General features: G+C 53.2%; 17 protein-coding genes and 1 tRNA gene. 4 read left to right on the forward strand and 14 right to left on the reverse strand.

Going from position 1 to position 16,484, the window contains the following annotated elements; all coding sequences use genetic code 11:
* Positions 1–80: 80 nt before the first annotated feature.
* The 4 genes from VFT64_10065 to VFT64_10080 form a co-directional block, all read right to left on the reverse strand.
* Positions 81–157: transfer RNA gene (locus VFT64_10065), tRNA-Arg, on the reverse strand.
* Positions 158–217: 60 nt separating this feature from the next.
* A complete protein-coding gene (locus tag VFT64_10070; GenBank protein ID HEU5048173.1) occupies positions 218–691 on the reverse strand; it encodes a DUF4167 domain-containing protein in 474 nt (157 codons plus the stop codon).
* 19 nt (positions 692–710) lie between these two features.
* Positions 711–1,598 (reverse strand): peptide chain release factor N(5)-glutamine methyltransferase, encoded by an 888-nt coding sequence (gene prmC / locus VFT64_10075; GenBank protein HEU5048174.1) that lies wholly within the window; start codon positions 1,596–1,598, stop codon positions 711–713.
* Between the two features lie 7 nt (positions 1,599–1,605).
* A complete protein-coding gene (locus tag VFT64_10080; GenBank protein HEU5048175.1) occupies positions 1,606–2,571 on the reverse strand; it encodes a deoxyhypusine synthase family protein in 966 nt (321 codons plus the stop codon).
* 180 nt (positions 2,572–2,751) lie between these two features.
* Between VFT64_10080 and VFT64_10085 the strand changes: the two genes are divergently transcribed.
* Positions 2,752–3,108 (forward strand): hypothetical protein, encoded by a 357-nt coding sequence (locus tag VFT64_10085; protein HEU5048176.1) that lies wholly within the window; start codon positions 2,752–2,754, stop codon positions 3,106–3,108.
* Here the strand turns inward: VFT64_10085 and VFT64_10090 are convergent.
* Positions 3,105–4,334 (reverse strand): NADP-dependent isocitrate dehydrogenase, encoded by a 1,230-nt coding sequence (locus VFT64_10090; protein HEU5048177.1) that lies wholly within the window; start codon positions 4,332–4,334, stop codon positions 3,105–3,107. The two genes, VFT64_10085 and VFT64_10090, sit on opposite strands and share 4 nt — an antisense overlap.
* Here VFT64_10090 and VFT64_10095 point away from each other — a divergent pair.
* Positions 4,333–5,190, forward strand: a complete 858-nt coding sequence (locus VFT64_10095) for a hypothetical protein (GenBank protein ID HEU5048178.1) — start codon at positions 4,333–4,335, stop codon at positions 5,188–5,190. The genes VFT64_10090 and VFT64_10095 overlap by 2 nt on opposite strands.
* A 4-nt stretch (positions 5,191–5,194) precedes the next feature.
* On the opposite strand, the gene VFT64_10100 is transcribed toward VFT64_10095, so the two are convergent.
* Together VFT64_10100 and VFT64_10105 are read right to left on the reverse strand one after the other, a co-directional pair.
* A complete protein-coding gene (locus tag VFT64_10100) occupies positions 5,195–5,839 on the reverse strand; it encodes a hypothetical protein (protein ID HEU5048179.1) in 645 nt (214 codons plus the stop codon).
* A gap of 74 nt (positions 5,840–5,913) precedes the next feature.
* A complete protein-coding gene (locus tag VFT64_10105) occupies positions 5,914–7,011 on the reverse strand; it encodes an LptF/LptG family permease (GenBank protein ID HEU5048180.1) in 1,098 nt (365 codons plus the stop codon).
* An 11-nt stretch (positions 7,012–7,022) separates the two neighbouring features.
* Here VFT64_10105 and VFT64_10110 point away from each other — a divergent pair, with 11 nt between their 5' ends.
* Positions 7,023–8,546: a leucyl aminopeptidase gene (locus VFT64_10110; GenBank protein ID HEU5048181.1), complete on the forward strand. Its 1,524-nt coding sequence runs from the start codon at positions 7,023–7,025 to the stop codon at positions 8,544–8,546.
* Positions 8,547–8,710: 164 nt separating this feature from the next.
* On the opposite strand, the gene VFT64_10115 is transcribed toward VFT64_10110, so the two are convergent.
* Positions 8,711–10,093, reverse strand: a complete 1,383-nt coding sequence (locus tag VFT64_10115) for a UDP-glucose/GDP-mannose dehydrogenase family protein (GenBank protein HEU5048182.1) — start codon at positions 10,091–10,093, stop codon at positions 8,711–8,713.
* An 11-nt stretch (positions 10,094–10,104) separates the two neighbouring features.
* On the reverse strand, positions 10,105–10,971 hold the full coding sequence (gene galU, locus VFT64_10120; GenBank protein HEU5048183.1) for a UTP--glucose-1-phosphate uridylyltransferase GalU: 867 nt from the start codon (positions 10,969–10,971) through the stop codon (positions 10,105–10,107).
* Between the two features lie 352 nt (positions 10,972–11,323).
* Here galU and thyX point away from each other — a divergent pair, with 352 nt between their 5' ends.
* The gene (gene thyX / locus VFT64_10125; GenBank protein ID HEU5048184.1) at positions 11,324–12,256 is read left to right on the forward strand and encodes an FAD-dependent thymidylate synthase; all 933 of its coding nucleotides are present in this window, start codon (positions 11,324–11,326) and stop codon (positions 12,254–12,256) included.
* Here the strand turns inward: thyX and VFT64_10130 are convergent.
* The 5 genes from VFT64_10130 to rplJ all read right to left on the reverse strand — a co-directional run bounded on the left by VFT64_10130 (position 12,246) and on the right by rplJ (position 16,483).
* Positions 12,246–13,064, reverse strand: a complete 819-nt coding sequence (locus tag VFT64_10130; protein HEU5048185.1) for a folate-binding protein — start codon at positions 13,062–13,064, stop codon at positions 12,246–12,248. The genes thyX and VFT64_10130 overlap by 11 nt on opposite strands.
* 93 nt (positions 13,065–13,157) lie before the next feature.
* On the reverse strand, positions 13,158–13,931 hold the full coding sequence (locus VFT64_10135) for a cytochrome c1 (protein HEU5048186.1): 774 nt from the start codon (positions 13,929–13,931) through the stop codon (positions 13,158–13,160).
* 2 nt (positions 13,932–13,933) lie between these two features.
* Complete coding sequence (locus tag VFT64_10140) at positions 13,934–15,187, reverse strand: cytochrome b N-terminal domain-containing protein (protein HEU5048187.1); 1,254 nt, start codon at positions 15,185–15,187, stop codon at positions 13,934–13,936.
* Position 15,188: 1 nt separating this feature from the next.
* Positions 15,189–15,755 carry a ubiquinol-cytochrome c reductase iron-sulfur subunit gene (petA, locus tag VFT64_10145; GenBank protein ID HEU5048188.1) on the reverse strand — a complete coding sequence of 189 codons (567 nt, stop codon included), beginning with the start codon at positions 15,753–15,755 and terminating at the stop codon, positions 15,189–15,191.
* 212 nt (positions 15,756–15,967) lie between these two features.
* Positions 15,968–16,483 carry a 50S ribosomal protein L10 gene (gene rplJ, locus VFT64_10150; GenBank protein ID HEU5048189.1) on the reverse strand — a complete coding sequence of 172 codons (516 nt, stop codon included), beginning with the start codon at positions 16,481–16,483 and terminating at the stop codon, positions 15,968–15,970.
* Position 16,484 lies beyond the last annotated feature (1 nt).

Here is a 16,484-nt window from a genome sequence, read left to right on the forward strand (position 1 = left end):
TAGAAATACAAGGCACAACGCTCTGCTATTCCTTAAAAAAGCCCTTCGACATACTGGCAAAATTGCCTACATCTAAGGATTGGTGTGCCCGGCGCGATTCGAACGCGCGGCCTACAGCTTAGAAGGCTGTTGCTCTATCCAGCTGAGCTACGGGCACACATGAGCAGGCTGCAGTCGATTGATAGCGGTTCGCCTGCAGCGTCACAATATAAAAATATTATTCGGGAGTATTTTCCTGTGCGGCAGGCTGCGTAATGAACGCAGGCAGCACTTTGGAGGCATCTTCGCCATGGTGGGCTTCTTCGCCGCCATGACCGTCCGCCACTCTTTCCTGACCGTCTTCCGCATGGCCTTCGCCGTCCTGCTGGGACATATTGCGGTTATGAGGCTGGCGCACTTCTTCCGGCGGCAGCGACAGCAGCACGCGGTAATAATGCTCGGCATGCTGCAGATAGTTTTCGGCAAGCACGCGGTCGCCCATGGACATCGCGTCGCGCGCCATGTTCTGGTATTTCTCACGCGCCTGGGTCGCATTGCGGCGCACGCGTACTACGTTAGCAGAATCGTCATTCATGCGGTTGCCACCGCCGCCACCGAAACGGCGCGGGCGGTTGCTGCCGCCATGCCTCTGCTGGCCGCCCATGCCGCCACCCATGTTGTTCTGCCTGCGCTTATTGTTGTTGTTATGCATATTCAAAGTCCTAACTCCCTTAATGCGTTTTCCTGGCAATGACGCAACGCGGCGTCCCTGCCAGATCATTCTTGATTTCATCGACCGTCAGGCCCTGCTGTGCGAGGAACCCCGCAACCGCATCCGCCTGCCCTTGCCCCACTTCAAACAGGGCATACCCGCCGCTGTTAAGTCTATCCCCCACCTGCGCGGCAAGCGCACGGTAGGAATCCATGCCGTCCGTCCCGGAAAACAGGGCGGAGTGCGGTTCGTATTCTGCAACGTCCTGCATCAATTCCGGCAGGTCGCCGCTCGCAATGTAAGGCGGATTGGAAATAATGAGGTCGAATGTCTCGTTCACTGCGTCACACCAATTGCTTTTTGTGAAACCGGCACGGTCTGCTACTCCATGAGTTTGTGCATTATGGCTTGCCACCTGTAAAGCCGGTTCGCTGATATCCACCCCTAGTCCACGCGCCAGTGGCAATTCTTTTAATAGCGCAATAAGCAGACAGGCAGTACCAGTTCCTATGTCTAATATCCTAATATCCAGTAATGTTAACGGCTTAACCCGTTCTTGAGCTATCTTTTCAGCTCGTTTCAGCGCAGCTTCAACTAAAGTTTCGCTATCGGGTCTGGGAATAAGTGTATCACGTGTTACAGTAAAATCAAGGCTCCAGAACTCTTTTTTCCCTGTAATATACGCTATCGGTTCATATTTTCCCCGGCGTGTTATACACACGTCAAACGCCTCTTTCGCTGCTGCGTCCACAACCTTTCCGGGTTCCAGAAACAGCAGTTCGCGTCTTACTCCCATGGCATGCGAAAGCAGGATGGAAGAATCCAGCACGTAACTTTCCAGTCCGGCACCTGCAAGCCTTTGCGCCCCTGATTTTAGCAACCCGCCGATCGTGACCGGATTTTCCATTAAAAAATTATTGGCCCAGAACGTAAGCGAAGATCAGCGGAGCCACGATGGTCGCATCACTGTGGATAACGAATTTCGGAGTGTCGATCTCGAGCTTCCACCAGGTGATCTTTTCGTTGGGCAGCGCACCGGAATAACCGCCATAGCTTTCCTGCGCGTCCGTGATCTGGCAGAAATAGCCCCAAGCCGGAACGCCGCGCTCAAGGTCTTTATTCAGCATCGGCACGACGCAGATCGGGAAGTCGCCGGCAATGCCGCCGCCAATCTGGAAGAAGCCAATGCTCTTCTTGGCCGATTGTTCGGTATACCAGTAGGAGATATGCTCCATATACTGCAGGCCGCCCTTCATCACGCTGAATTCCAGCCCGGTTTTCAGGCGGTGCGCAACGAAGAAGTTGCCGAGTGTCGAGTCTTCCCAGCCCGGAACGTAAATCGGGATGTTCTTCTCCGCCGCCGCCAGCATCCAGCTGTTTTCCTTCGGGATCTGGAACAGTTTCTGGAATTCCGGGTTCAGCACAACTTTATAGAGATATTCATGCGGGAAGTAGGATTTCTTTTCCGCCTGCGCCTTTTCCCATTCCGCGATCACGAAACCGCCGACGAGGCGCATTGCTTCCTCTTCCGGAATGCAGGTATCGGTGACGCGGTTCATGTTGGTATCGCAGAGATTCTTTTCATCCTGCGGTGTCAGGTCGCGGTAGTTCGGAATGCGCTTATAATAATTGTGCGCAACAGCATTGAAGAGATCTTCTTCCAAATTCGCGCCCGTGCAGGAAATAGCAGCCACTTTGCCCTGACGGATCATTTCCGCCAGCGAAACGCCGAGTTCCGCCGTGCTCATCGCACCGGCGAGCGTCATGAACATAATTCCGCCATCTTCCAGATGCTTACGGTAAGCCGTAGCAGCCTCACGCAGCGTGGCAGCGTTGAAATGGCGGTAATTTTTATCAATAAACGCGGAAATAGCGGACATTACGGGCTCCCTTACAATAACAATGGCAATTGCCCCCTTTTAATGATTTATCGCAAAAAAGCAAGCCCGCGGTAAGCCTGATAACGCCGCATTCCCGAATTCACCTCGCATTATTTTTCTCGCCCGTAATAAAATCTTAATAAACTCATGATATATCTTCCAGAAATGAGGAAGATACCGATGAACGCTATAAGCTATACCGCCATAAAGAAGATTACCATGTCCGAAAACCAGTTCGATGCGCTGATCGGGCAGCTTAACAGGGGAAACCATGGCTTTGCCGTTTCGCAGGCCGCCATAGACGGGACGATCTTGACTGACCGCAATGGAACGGAAGCCCTCCATACGATGAAGTATCAGGAAAAAGTGATCATACATTATCTTGAAGGCGGAGCGATTGCCCGGGGAATAGCGCAGAACGAAGCGATTGCCCGAAGAAACGGCCGCACCTCACCTTATCAGCAGCCTGCGGACGCCTCTTCTCCAATCGCCAGAATCATTTTCTGGCGCATTCAGAAAGAATTGCAAAGCCTCTAAGCAGCTCCGCGCGAACGTTCACCGGTTTGCAGGCCCTGCGCCACTTTTTCCATATATTGCTTGGTCGTGAGCCATTTCTGGTCCTTGCCGATCAGCAGCGCCAGATCCTTGGTCATGAAACCTGCTTCCACTGCCCCGACCGTCGCCTTTTCCAGCCGCTCGGCAAAGGCAACCACTTCCGGTGTCCCGTCGAACTGACCGCGGTAACGCAACGCCGAAGTCCAGGCGAAGATGGAAGCAATCGGATTCGTGGAGGTTTCCTTGCCCTGCTGGTAATCACGGAAATGGCGTGTAACCGTGCCGTGAGCCGCCTCGGTTTCCACCGTCTTGCCATCCGGCGTAATCAGCACGGACGTCATCAACCCCAGCGAACCGAACCCTTGCGCCACAACATCGGATTCCACATCGCCGTCGTAATTCTTACACGCCCAGATGAAACCGCCCTCGGATTTGATCGCGAACGCAACCAGATCGTCGATCAGGCGATGTTCATAAGTAAGGCCCGCTTTCTCATATTGCTCCTTGAACTCAGTCTCATAAATCGACTGGAAGATATCCTTGAACCTGCCGTCATATTTCTTGAGGATCGTGTTCTTGGTGCAGAAATAGACCGGCAACTTAGACAGCAGCCCATAATTAAAACAGGTGCGCGCGAACCCGATGATGGATTCGTCCATATTATACATGGCCATCGCCACGCCGCGTCCCGGAAAATCAAATACATCGTATTCCGTAGGCTCGGCACCGCTGGAAGGAGTAAATTTAATGGTTACCCTGCCCGGTTCCTGCACGACGAAATCTGTCGCCTTGTACTGGTCGCCAAACGCATGACGGCCGACGATGATAGGTTTCGCCCACCCTTGCACATAACGCGGCACGTTGCGGCAGATAATCGGCTCGCGGAAAATCGTACCATCCAGCACATTGCGGATCGTGCCGTTGGGTGATTTCCACATCTGCTTGAGGCCAAATTCTTTCACGCGCGCTTCGTCCGGTGTGATAGTAGCGCATTTCACGCCCACACCGTATTCCTTGATCGCATGAGCGGCATCAAAAGTCACCTTGTCGTCCGTGCGATCACGATTCTGGATGCTCAGATCAAAATATTTCAAATCGATGTCGAGATATGGTAGGATGAGCATATCCTTGATGAATCTCCAGATGACATGCGTCATCTCATCACCGTCAATTTCCACTACCGGGGTTTTAACCTTAATTTTTGCCATGTCATTCTCTCCAGACGCTTCTTACGAAAAGGATAATAAAGAGACGGGTAACGGGTGGCAAGCAGCAAGTGCCGGAACTTATGCTGCAGCGCAAAAAGCAGGGCAGTGCGAAACTGCCGAAATAAAAACGAATTATACCACAAAAAGGACGGATTGTCACCCCGTTCCTCCCTCATCGCCATTACCGTGCGATGCATACCATCACCACTACCATTACCAGGCTTCTGCACAATATCTGTGGCTGGCGCATACGCTGCATCTGCTTGGCAATAAAGAGGAGGCAAAACGCGCCTACGATAAGGCTATTTTTCAGGACCACTTCAACGACTTAGCACTCACAGGCAGAAAACGGTTGCTGTCGGGAGATGCCGCTCTGGACAACATAACGGGCTATACGAAACATCCTCTTCTTGACGCAGATTTTTGCTCTGCAATAGGGGAACCAGCGACTCTTGAAACAGAAGCACATGACAAGGCCGCCATCTTTTTCGAAAAACAGGATTATGAACAGGCTTTAGAAATCGTGCCTGCCAATGAACATAGCAATAGCCGTTTCCTGAGAGGAAGATGCCTGATGCTGATGGGTCACCCTCAAGCAGCAGCAGAAGAATTTTCCCACGCTATCCGGCTCTCTCATATTAACCATGACGCCTATCACCGCTTCGCATCCGCACGGCACTGCGCCCGGGCGGAGCAATGGCTGGCGGCAGGAGATATTGAACTTGCCATTTCCGGCTTCACCAAAGCGCTGGATCTATTTTCCGGCAACCAGGATGCCCGCCGCCTGCGCGCGCAATGTTATCATAGCAAGAGCAATCAGAGATTAGCCGAAGCAGACGAAGCCTGCCTTTTCTAGTGATTTAACCGATAGTTCTTTCTTGTCCGCTGCTTTGTGCCGCTTTTTGCTGCCATTTGCCACCGCTGTTTTCTTGGGTGGAACCGGCCGGACCGGCCGGAATTGCCGAACCACCTGTCATTTGCAGGCCCGGGGCAGACTGGAGCAGACCACTCTCATCGTTGATATCCAGTATGCCGCTTTGTGGCGATACGCCCAGAGGAGGCGCTGTCTCTTGCTTGTCTGCTTCATTATTCTTAGATTTAATTCCGAACAAGGTTGCAGCTGACTGCAAAGGATGCCGCACCATATCAGTGGGGCGTTCTATGTCTTTACCTCTGATCCACCCAAGTGTTCCCAGCGCCAGCGCTCCTGCTGCAGCCGCAATCGCAGTATTTTTCTGCTTGAAGGCGCCCACGCCAGACTTAATTGCCTTCTGCAGAAAATTACCGTCAGCAGGCAATTGCTCCCTGCCCTTACCGGTCACCAGATTATAAAGCAACGGAACCCGTATCGCGAGATCAGCGCCTACGAAGGCAGCAATCCCGGCAACCGTCAGACGCGATCCTGTGCGTTGCTGATGCTCCTTCTGCTCCTGCCCATCTTGCCCTGCCCTGTTTTTCGGCGAAGCATTCCCTGCGGATGCTGTTTGGTTCGTGACCTCAGCCATGTTCTTTATCCTTATGAAATAGAACACAACTATAACACACAGGCATGCCCACGCGCATGAAGATTATATGACAATCACTGTCTCATTATGTGCCGCCCCGGAGCAATATGATCCCCCATATTCCAGAGGCTTACCGCAATCAGAACGAGCGCATTAGCATACATCAGTGCAATGACCCAAGGGTGCTGCACGGCAAGGTTCAGGAAACCGACCGAAGCTGCAAGCGCCACAACCGCAATACCGATGACCGCGCAGATCCTGCGCCACTGGCCACGGCGGTTGAACTGCCCGGTCAGCAGCACTCCCATCGACAGGAGCGTCAAGGCCAGCGGGAAAAGCGGCCAGCTCAACCTGTTATTGCCTTCCGCCACGAGCCTTGCGGCCTCAATACCCACTGCTCCCTTGGGATATAGCAGCTCCCACAGAAACATTTCCTCCGGCTGGCGCTCGCGTGCGCCTTCTGCCGAAGCGTAAAAACTGATATCGAGCGTATACTGGTCGAAATTCAAGAATGAAAGCTTGCCATTCTCCACTTCCTGGCGGTTGCCGTTATAAAGGATGAAGCGCGGCCCCTGCGCAGTCTGCTGAAGCTTCCCCTCTTCCGCCATCATGGTCACCGGCGGCTTTTTCGTATCGCGGCTGTCATGCACAATAATGCCATGCAGTATGCTGTTCTTATCGCGGTCGTGAATGTAAACGGTCAATCCGTCTACAGGAGTATTGAACACGTCTTCCTGCAGCAGCAGCGACGCATAATTATCGCGCAGAAAAGATTGCATATTCTTGAACTCGCGATAACTGACAGGCAGCAGGTAGAGTGAGATAAGGTAGCAGATCAGCGTAGCGACAACCGCAACATTAACCGCAGGCCGGGCAACCTGAAACCGGCTCAGCCCCGCCCCCGACAGTACCAGCAATTCGCTATCCATCATCAGGCGGTAATAGACGAACAGCACCGCGCACAATATGGCAAACGGAATGACAAACAGCATCAGCGACGGCACCAGCATCAGCGTCAGCTCGAGAAAACTAACGAACGATAAGCCTCGATCCACAATGAAATCGATAAAGCGAAGAGCTTGCGTAAGCCAGATTATGCTGGTAAGGCTCAAGGTTATAAGCGTTGCCGCCTGGGCAAGCTGTTTCATGATATAAATATTGTAACGATGCATAGGGGTTCAATATGATCACTGTCTCTTTCGCCGAACATACGACCGATAAGGAAAATGCAAAAGTAAAATCTTCATTCGATACGCTCGTAGCGCTGGTCGGCGATGGCGGTAAACTTCTGCCCGCCGCTGCTGCGCTGGATAAAATGACGGGCGGCGCGGTAAAAACGGCGGTCGCGGCAGGTAAATTCACCGGCAAGAAAGGCCAGACGCTTTCCATAGTAGCGCCTCACGGGCTGAGCGTGCAGCGTCTCGTGCTGCTGGGCATCGGCAAAGAAAAGGAATTCGACCTGCTGGCAGCTCAGTCCGCAGGCGGCAAGCTCACGGGCCATCTCAACAGCGCAGGCGTTAAGAAAGCCCGCCTGATTGTAGACGCTATCACGGGCGTCAAAATCAGCGCAGATTCCATCGCGGCTAATATCGCATACGGCGCAAAACTGCGCGCTTACAGCTTTGACAAATACCACACCACGAAGAAAGCTGAAGAAAAGCCGACGCTTGCAGCAATCGAAGTCGTGGTAAAAGACGCAAAATCTGCAGGCAAACAGTTTGATGTCTTTGAGAAAATCGTCGCAGGTGTTTTCTTCACGCGTGATCTGGTCAGCGAACCGGCAAACGTTATCTATCCTGAATCGCTGGCAGAACGCTGCAAGGAACTGACTGCGCTCGGCGTCACGGTGGAAGTATTGAGTGCCGCAATGATGAAAAAGCTCGGCATGGGCTCGCTGCTCGGCGTTGCCCAGGGCAGCGTACGCGAAGCGAAACTCGTCGTGATGCAGTGGAAAGGCGGCAGCAAGTCTGACGCTCCGCTCGCTTTCGTCGGCAAGGGCGTGACGTTCGACACGGGCGGCATCAGCATCAAACCCGCTGGCAATATGTGGGACATGAAATATGATATGGCAGGTGCAGGCGCAGTGATCGGTCTTATCAAAGCACTCGCAGGCCGCAAGGCGAAAGTGAACGCGGTTGGTGTTGTCGGCCTCGTGGAAAACATGCCGGATGGCAACGCGCAGCGCCCGGGCGACGTAGTGACTTCTATGTCCGGTCAGACGATTGAAGTGCTGAATACCGATGCGGAAGGCCGCCTCGTGCTGGCGGATGCGCTGTGGTACACACAGGAACGCTTCAATCCCGCTTTCGTGATCGACCTCGCAACGCTGACCGGTGCTATCGTTGTCGCACTCGGCACCAGCCGCGCAGGCCTCTTCTCCAACAACGACAAACTGGCCGATCAGCTTTTCGCTTCCGGTAAAAAAGCCGGGGAAGAAGTATGGCGCCTGCCGCTCGCAGATGTGTACGACAAGCAGATCAACTCCGACATCGCCGACATGCAGAATATTGGCAAAGACCGCGAAGCCGGCAGCATTACCGCCGCACAATTCCTGCAGCGCTTCATTAAAGACAAGAAAACCCCGTGGGTGCATCTGGACATCGCCGGTATGGCCTGGGCGCATGGCGATCTGGACGTCACCCCCAAAGGCGCGACCGGCTACGGCATCCGCCTGCTGAACCAGCTCGTAGCGGATTACTACGAGTAAGCTCAGAAAAGAGCGCATACAAAAAAGCCATCCCGGGAAACTGGGATGGCTTTTTCTTTTAAGATATTTTGCTAACGTCATCCCGCTGCTTGACAGCGGGATCTCATCCAACGACTGAGATGCCGTGGTCAAGCCACGGCATGACATCTGAGCATAATGATAGACTACTTGGAAGCTTTGGTAGCCGTACCGCTATTGGTCGCAAGATGTATCCGGCCTTCCTGCACTTCCACCGGCGGCCTGCCGACGGAGTAATAGTTCAGCCCTGCCCGCTTCATTTCGTCACGCTTATAGATATTGCGAAGATCAACAACAGTCGACAATTTCAGCAGGCTCTTCACCTTCTCCAAGTCAAGGCGCAGGAACTCATTCCACTCCGTCAGGATGACAAGTATATCCGCACCTTCCATGGTTTCATAGGCTTCGCTGCACCAGTCGATCTTACCTGTGAGCAGCTTTTTCGCCTCATTCATACCCTGCGGGTCATATACCCTGACCTTCGCCTGCCCGTTCAGCAGTTCGGGAATAATGACAAGGCTTGCACTGTCGCGCATATCGTCCGTGCCCGGCTTGAACGTAAGCCCCAGCACCGCAACGGTCTTATTGCGCAAGTTGCCGCCGCACGCTTCAATGATCTTTTCCGTCATGCGGTATTTGCGAAGATCGTTCGACAGCACGACCGCTTCCACAATGCGCGAGTTGATCCCTGCCGACTCCGCCATCTTCACGAGCGCCAGCGTATCTTTCGGGAAGCACGAGCCGCCGAAGCCCGGTCCCGGTTCCAGATAGCGCCTGCCGATGCGGCTGTCCATGCCCATGCCCTGCGCCACATCCACGATGTTCGCGCCGAGCCTTTCGCACAGATCCGCCATCTCGTTAACGAAAGCAATCTTCGTAGCCAGGAAGCTGTTAGCTGCGTATTTGATTAATTCCGAAGACTCAATCGAAGTAAATAGAATCGGCGTATTGGTAAGCTTAAGCGGGCGATACAATTCGGAAATAATATCTTCCGCACGTTTGCTTTCCACGCCTACGATTACGCGGTCGGGACGCATGAAATCTTCAATGGCCGAACCTTCACGCAGGAACTCAGGATTGGAAGCCACATCAAAATCGAGCGATGGATTCGCTTCGCGCATCACTTCCGCAATCTTTCTGCCCGTACCAGCCGGAACGGTGGATTTTGTCACGACGAGAATATATTTTTCACTTGAACGCGCGATCTCAGCCGCCGCTGCGAATACATAGGAAAGATCCGCATAGCCGTAGCTGTCATCATAACGCGTCGGCGTTCCCACTGCGATGAATACCACGTCCGCATCCTTGAGCGCACCTGCGAGATCGTCGCTGAAAAACAGCCTTCCCGCTTTAACGTTGGCATGCATCAGGCTGTCCAGGCCAGGCTCATAAATCGGCACCTGACCGGCATTAAGCTTTTCTATCTTGCTTTTGTCCTTATCGACGCAAGTTACGGTAAATCCGAATTCTGAAAAACATACACCCGATACAAGACCGACATAGCCGGTTCCGACACATACAATCTTCATTTTACGTCATCTCACTTGTTGAACTGTTTCAGAATCTCCAACACCTGGTCGCGCATATCATCATGGTTCAGCGCGAACGCGATGTTCGCCTCGATATAACCGACCTTATTACCGCAGTCATATCGCCTGCCGTCAAAACGATACCCAAAGAACGGCATATCCGGAATCATGGAGTTCATGGCATCCGTCAGCTGGATCTCGCCGCCGCTGCCTTTTTTCTGATTCTCCAGCACATCGAAAATACTGGGATCAAGAATGTAACGGCCAATGATCGACAGTGTGGACGGCGCATGCTTGGGGTCCGGCTTTTCCACCAGCCCCTTGGCGGTCACGAGCTTGCCTTCCGAGTGTTTGATATCGAGAATACCGTAGCTCTTAGTGTGCTCCCTTGGCACATCCATCACCGCAGCCATGTTGCCGCCTTTATATTCCTTCACCATCTGCGCAAGACAGGGCTTTTTGGCGAGCACCATATCGTCCGCCAGAATCACCGCGAACGGCTCATCGCCGATCAGCTGGCGCGCGCACCACACGGCGTGGCCAAGACCGAGCGGTTCCTGCTGACGCGTATAGGCAATGCTGCCTGCAGGCGGAAGCCAGTCGGAGGTCAGCTCCAGCTCTTTCTTCTTCTCGCGCTTGGAAAGATTGTGCTGCAATTCGTACGAATGGTCGAAATGATCTTCGATCGCGCTTTTGTTTCGCCCGGTAACGAAGACAAATTCTTCAATCCCGGCGGCAACCGCTTCTTCATAAGCATAATGGATAATAGGCTTATCCACAACCGGCAACATCTCTTTAGGCATGGACTTCGTGGCGGGCAGGAAACGCGTGCCAAGCCCCCCAACAGGAAATACGGCTTTGCGGACTCTCTTTTTCATATAAAGTACTAAATTAACGTTTAATTCTGCTTTGTGATCCAGCAGTTTTTCGGGCAGAACATACACGCACAGGCCGCACCCTGTCAAAAGGTTTGGTGACCCTGTCCTGGGACTCTAATCGAGCGATCCGGCCTTAATAGACGCCAAACAACATACTGTATAATAAAAATTTAATGAGATTAATAATTGTTAATTAACCTGCCTCATTATGACTCGTTTATATTTCTTATAAAAAAAGACATACGTTACTTAATCGGCCATCGCCGCACTTGCTTATCGCCCTCCCCCCCTGTAAACAGGATGTTGTGATTATCACAACAGTTAGATCGGCAGACAGTAAAAGGGCATAAACATGGCATTGACGGACGAACAGGCACAGGAAATCGAAGCAGTACGTGGCGAAGCAAATAAGACCTTCAGAGCAATCTCTCCCGAACTGGAAAATATACTGTATAAGCCCCTGCCCGTTCTTGATCATGGTTTCGTCCGCGTGATCGACTATATGGGCGACGATTCCGCCATCGTGCAGGCCGCCCGCGTTTCCTACGGCAAAGGTACCAAAAAGGTCAATGAAGATGCCGGCCTCATCAATTACCTGATGCGTCACCGCCATTCCACCCCATTCGAAATGTGCGAAATCAAGTTCCACATCAAACTACCCATTTTCGTGGCTCGCCAGTGGATCAGGCACCGCACCGCGAACGTAAACGAATACTCCGCGCGTTATTCCATTCTCGACCGCGAATTCTATATCCCAACACCGGACCAGCTTGCTGCCCAGTCGCAGAAGAACCGCCAGGGCCGCGGCGATCTCGTGGAAGGCGCGGAAGCGCAGCGCGTGTTCAGCCTGCTGAAAGACGATTCCGCACAGGTTTATGAGCATTACATTGAAATGCTGAACGAGAAGGAAGACGGCACACCGATTGATCCTTCCAAGAAAGGCCTCGCACGCGAACTCGCACGCATGAACCTGACACTTAATTATTATACGCAATGGTACTGGAAGGTCGACCTTCATAACCTGATGCACTTCCTGTCCTTACGCGCCGATCCGCATGCGCAGTATGAAATCCGCGTCTATGCGGAAGTGATGCTGGACGTGCTGAAACGCTGGCTGCCCACCACCTATGAAGCCTTCATGAATTACCGTGTCGGCGGGGCAAGCGTTTCCGCCAAAGGCATGGCCGCCATCCGCAAGATGCTGGCAGGCGAACAGGTCACGCAGGAATCCAGCGGCATGGGCAAAGGCGAATGGAACGAATTCCAGGCGATGATTAAGGGATAAGCGACCAGGCCGGACGTTCGGCCTGCAGTTTCACTCCTGCCGCCTCCAGCGGAGCACCGGATGCAACCGCATCCAGATTCAGCATTGCAAGCCCAATATTGCCGTTGCTGCTCGCCATCTGCCCCACTTCACGCTCGCCAGACATAATGGCAGTGTCGCGCGGTGGCAATGCAGTATCCGCCTGCACGCGGTGCACCATTTTATGCAATGTCGCGCGGTGTTTGGAGCGCGCCGTCACCTCCTGCCCCACATAGCAACCCTTGTTGAAGTCAATTGCATTGAGCTTGTCATACCCCCATTCCATCGGCAGGGAGCGGTTCTGCGTCAGATCCTTTGCTCCGTCAGGAATCGCCAGCGCTAGCCTGTATGCATGGTATGTTTCTTCATCACCCGCGACGGAAAGATTCCTGCCGAGCATACGCACTCCCATGGCCGGAAGTCTGGGATCGGCATAGATAACTTCACCCTGCCCTGCCGGTGGAGTCCCCCAGACGGCAGCCACCTGCCAATCGGAGAGCGGTGCAATCTCCACCTGTGCCCGCAATTTATACATGCTGAGACGCTTCACCAGTTCCGCTTCATACATGCGCTCAATATCGAGTAGTAACTTCCCCTCGTGCTCGATAATAAAGAAGTCATAGAGAAACTTGCCCTGCGGCGAGAGCAGCGCAGTAAAAATGGCCAGCTGCGGCGTAACCTGGCGCACATCATTCGTAATAAGTCCCTGCAGGAAATCACGCGCGTCATTTCCCGAAACCGCAATTACACTACGCCCGGCAAGCAGGGCTTGCCCTGAATCTGTCGACATAAACGCCTCCAAAGCAATGTTTGCAAAACACCATACAAAAACACCCACGGCAATGCCATGGGTGTTTTTAGAAATCAGCAGGAGACGTAAAGCCTAGTGCTTCACGTTTCTCCAGACATAACGCTTAGCCGCATAAAGTAGGCTGGTAAACACAATCAGGAAGCCCAGCACATGCAGGCCCATCTGTTTGCGCTGCTCCATTTCCGGTTCAGCAGCCCACTGCAGGAAGATAACGACATCTTTCGCCATCTGGTCAACAGTCGCAGGCGTGCCATCCTGATAGGTTACGACACCGTCAGACAGCGGAGGCGGCATGGAAATCCAATGGGTTGAGAAATACGGGTTGTAGAATTTGTTCGGCACCGGCTTTTCATCTGCGGGTGCAGGTTTACCGAATCCTGTGATCAGCGAATAAACATAGTTCGGACCGTCTTCACGCGCCTTGATAATAAGGCTCAGATCCGGCGGATAAGCACCGCCATGCGCTGCACGGGAAGCCTCTTCATTCGGATAAGGGGCGACGAAGGTATCCGATGCTTTGCCGGGACGCATGATCGCCTGCCCTTTATCGTTGAAGTCCGGCACGAGCTTGCTGGCAGCAACAGCCTTCACTTCTTCTTCGCTGAACCCCAGGTCCTGCAGGTTACGGTAAGCAAGATGGTTCATGGAATGGCAGGTGGAGCAAACCTGGCTATAGATTTGGAAGCCACGCTGCGCAGCTTTCTTGTCCACACGCCCTGTCATGCCGTCGAACGGCCATTCAAGATGCTTCGGTTCTTCGCCTTCCGTCGCCTGCGCAACAGCCCCTAAACCAAGCACAGCCGCCAGAGCGAAACCAGCCAAATGCGATACTTTCATCTTCTTCATGCTTAGTGCCCCTTTACCGATGCGTCGATGCTTTCCGGTAACGGCAGCGGTTTTTCAAACCGAGCGATTAAAGGCACAAGCACGAGGAAATGGAGATAGTAATAGATTGCAGCTGCGCGGCCGAGGATCACGTAAATCCCTTCCGGCGGTTTTCCCCCCAGATAGCCAAGCGCTACGCAATCCAGCAACAGTACCCAGAACGCCCATTTGAAAATGGGACGGTATTTGGCACTGCGCACCTTGGAGTAATCCAGCCACGGCAGGAAGAACAGCAGGATGATCGCACCGAACATCGCCAGTACGCCGCAGAGTTTATCCGGTACCGCACGCAGGATCGCATAGAATGGCAGGAAATACCATTCAGGCACAATATGTGCCGGGGTCACCATCGGGTTGGCCGGGATATAATTGTCCGGATCGCCCAAAGCGTTCGGGTGGAAGAACACAAGGTAGTTAAAGAAGATCAGGAAAACGCCAATCCCGAACAGATCCTTGATCGTATAGTAGGGATTGAATGGAACCGTATCCTTCTTGGTCTTCACGTCAACCCCAGTCGGGTTGTTGGAACCATGCTGGTGCAGCGCCCAGATATGCAGGATGATAATCCCGATCAGCACGAACGGCAGCAGGTAATGCAGCGCAAAAAAACGGTTTAGCGTCGGATTATCCACCGAGTAGCCGCCCCACAGCCAGGTCACGATGTGCGGACCAACAATCGGGAATGCGCTGAACAGGTTCGTGATCACTGTTGCACCCCAGAAGCTCATCTGCCCCCACGGCAATACATAACCCATGAAAGCAGTCGCCATCATCAGCAGCATGATGACAATACCGAGCCACCACAGCATTTCACGGGGGTATTTGTAAGATCCGTAATAGAGGTTACGGAAGATATGGATGTAAACCGTCACGAAGAACATGGACGCGCCAACCGCATGCATATAGCGCATGAGCCAGCCGTAATTGACGTTGCGCATGATGTTTTCGACGCTGTCGAACGCCATCGCACTGTGCGGCGTATAATGCATCGCAAGGAAAATCCCGGTCAGCAGCTGGATCACCAGCACCATTCCGGCCAGAGAGCCGAAGTTCCACAGATAGTTCAGGTTTTTCGGAGCCGGATAGCTGCCGAGCACGCCGTCCAGCAGCGAGAAGATCGGCAGACGAAATTCGATCCAGTTCTTGATGGTGGTGCCGATACCCTGCGCACCGTTTTGTTCACCCTGAACGGAAGATGTATTGTCGTTATGATGCATATCAGCCAATCCGTACTTTGGTAGGGGTTAGAAATGTGTATTCAGGCACGGCCAGGTTAAGCGGCGCAGGGCCTTTGCGGATGCGTCCGGCCGTATCGTACTGGGAGCCGTGGCACGGGCAGAACCAGCCGCCGAAATCCCCCTGATAAGCAATCGGAATGCAGCCCAGATGCGTGCATACGTCGATAACGATCAGCCATTCCTTATGACCCGGCTTCACACGCTCATCGTCTTTCTGGGGATCGCGCAGCGTTTCAACCGGTACCGCTTCCGCTTCCTCGATTTCTTTAGGCGTACGGTGGCGCACGAAAACCGGCTTGCCGCGCCATTTCACCTTGATGCCCTGACCAGGTTCGATGGGGGAAAGATCAACTTCGGTGGAGGAAAGCGCAAGTACGTCCGCGGAAGGATTCATGCTGTCAATGAAAGGCCAGGCAGTTGCCGCAGCGCCAATAGCGCCCATTGCGCCTGTGGTTGCAAGTACCAGGAAGTCTCTGCGAGTCGTTCCTTCTTGGGGCTGGTTTTCTTCTGCGTGATGCCCGCCGCAGCAGGTTTTGTCATTATGCATGGTCTGTACATTACACTGAGTGGTTGGTGATATGGCGGTATAACAAACTTATTGCATATTGCAAATATACAAAAATATTTTAGGGGGTGATTTTTATACAAAAAATCCGCAGCGGCGGCTTTTGGGTAACGGTCTGGCACGGTATACCAGAAACAAAAAAAAGCGGCATATTACTATGCCGCTTTTTAAGTAATTTATCGTCGTTAGTGCGCTTACGCAGCATCCTTGCGGGAATGTGCGCCGATAACGCGGGCAACCTGACCGCCCGGAGCCTGCAGAATGCTGGCGATACGGGTCGCCGGAGCATTGAGGAGGCCGATGATCTTGGCGCGCAGTTCGTCGAGCGAAGGCAGCTTTGCCAGTTCGGTGACACCTTTTGCGTCCAGCAGGGTCGCGCCGAAAGCGCCGCCCAGCATCACAAGCTTTTCATTGGCTTTCGCGAATTCGCTGAGTACTTTTGCAACAGCAACCGGATCGCTGGAATAAGCGATAGCGGTCGGACCGACGAACATGCCCGAAATCTGTTCGAACTGGGTTCCGGTCAGCGCACGTTGTGTCAGCTTGTTCTTGGTCACCTTGAAGCCTGCGCCGGTATTGCGGATCTTCACGCGCAGGTCAGTGATTTCAGCCACGGTAAGCCCTTTGTAATGCGCAACCAGCACGATGCTGGACTGGCTGATGGACTGATTGAGGCCTTCAATCAACTCTTTCTTTTCAGTACGGTTCATC

Source organism: Rickettsiales bacterium (assembly GCA_035765535.1).
In the GTDB taxonomy this organism is placed as follows: domain Bacteria; phylum Pseudomonadota; class Alphaproteobacteria; order Rickettsiales; family JABCZZ01; genus JABCZZ01.

Excerpts from the sequence above, each read along its gene's own strand:
- VFT64_10070 (HEU5048173.1), bottom strand. The coding sequence starts at position 691 with ATGCATAACAACAACAATAAGCGCAGGCAGAACAACATGGGTGGCGGC.
- prmC (HEU5048174.1), bottom strand. The coding sequence starts at position 1,598 with ATGGAAAATCCGGTCACGATCGGCGGGTTGCTAAAATCAGGGGCGCAA.
- VFT64_10080 (HEU5048175.1), bottom strand. The coding sequence starts at position 2,571 with ATGTCCGCTATTTCCGCGTTTATTGATAAAAATTACCGCCATTTCAAC.
- VFT64_10085 (HEU5048176.1), top strand. The coding sequence starts at position 2,752 with ATGAACGCTATAAGCTATACCGCCATAAAGAAGATTACCATGTCCGAA.
- VFT64_10095 (HEU5048178.1), top strand. The coding sequence starts at position 4,333 with ATGTCATTCTCTCCAGACGCTTCTTACGAAAAGGATAATAAAGAGACG.
- VFT64_10090 (HEU5048177.1), bottom strand. The coding sequence starts at position 4,334 with ATGGCAAAAATTAAGGTTAAAACCCCGGTAGTGGAAATTGACGGTGAT.
- VFT64_10100 (HEU5048179.1), bottom strand. The coding sequence starts at position 5,839 with ATGGCTGAGGTCACGAACCAAACAGCATCCGCAGGGAATGCTTCGCCG.
- VFT64_10105 (HEU5048180.1), bottom strand. The coding sequence starts at position 7,011 with ATGCATCGTTACAATATTTATATCATGAAACAGCTTGCCCAGGCGGCA.
- VFT64_10110 (HEU5048181.1), top strand. The coding sequence starts at position 7,023 with ATGATCACTGTCTCTTTCGCCGAACATACGACCGATAAGGAAAATGCA.
- VFT64_10115 (HEU5048182.1), bottom strand. The coding sequence starts at position 10,093 with ATGAAGATTGTATGTGTCGGAACCGGCTATGTCGGTCTTGTATCGGGT.
- galU (HEU5048183.1), bottom strand. The coding sequence starts at position 10,971 with ATGAAAAAGAGAGTCCGCAAAGCCGTATTTCCTGTTGGGGGGCTTGGC.
- thyX (HEU5048184.1), top strand. The coding sequence starts at position 11,324 with ATGGCATTGACGGACGAACAGGCACAGGAAATCGAAGCAGTACGTGGC.
- VFT64_10130 (HEU5048185.1), bottom strand. The coding sequence starts at position 13,064 with ATGTCGACAGATTCAGGGCAAGCCCTGCTTGCCGGGCGTAGTGTAATT.
- VFT64_10135 (HEU5048186.1), bottom strand. The coding sequence starts at position 13,931 with ATGAAGAAGATGAAAGTATCGCATTTGGCTGGTTTCGCTCTGGCGGCT.
- VFT64_10140 (HEU5048187.1), bottom strand. The coding sequence starts at position 15,187 with ATGCATCATAACGACAATACATCTTCCGTTCAGGGTGAACAAAACGGT.
- petA (HEU5048188.1), bottom strand. The coding sequence starts at position 15,755 with ATGCATAATGACAAAACCTGCTGCGGCGGGCATCACGCAGAAGAAAAC.
- rplJ (HEU5048189.1), bottom strand. The coding sequence starts at position 16,483 with ATGAACCGTACTGAAAAGAAAGAGTTGATTGAAGGCCTCAATCAGTCC.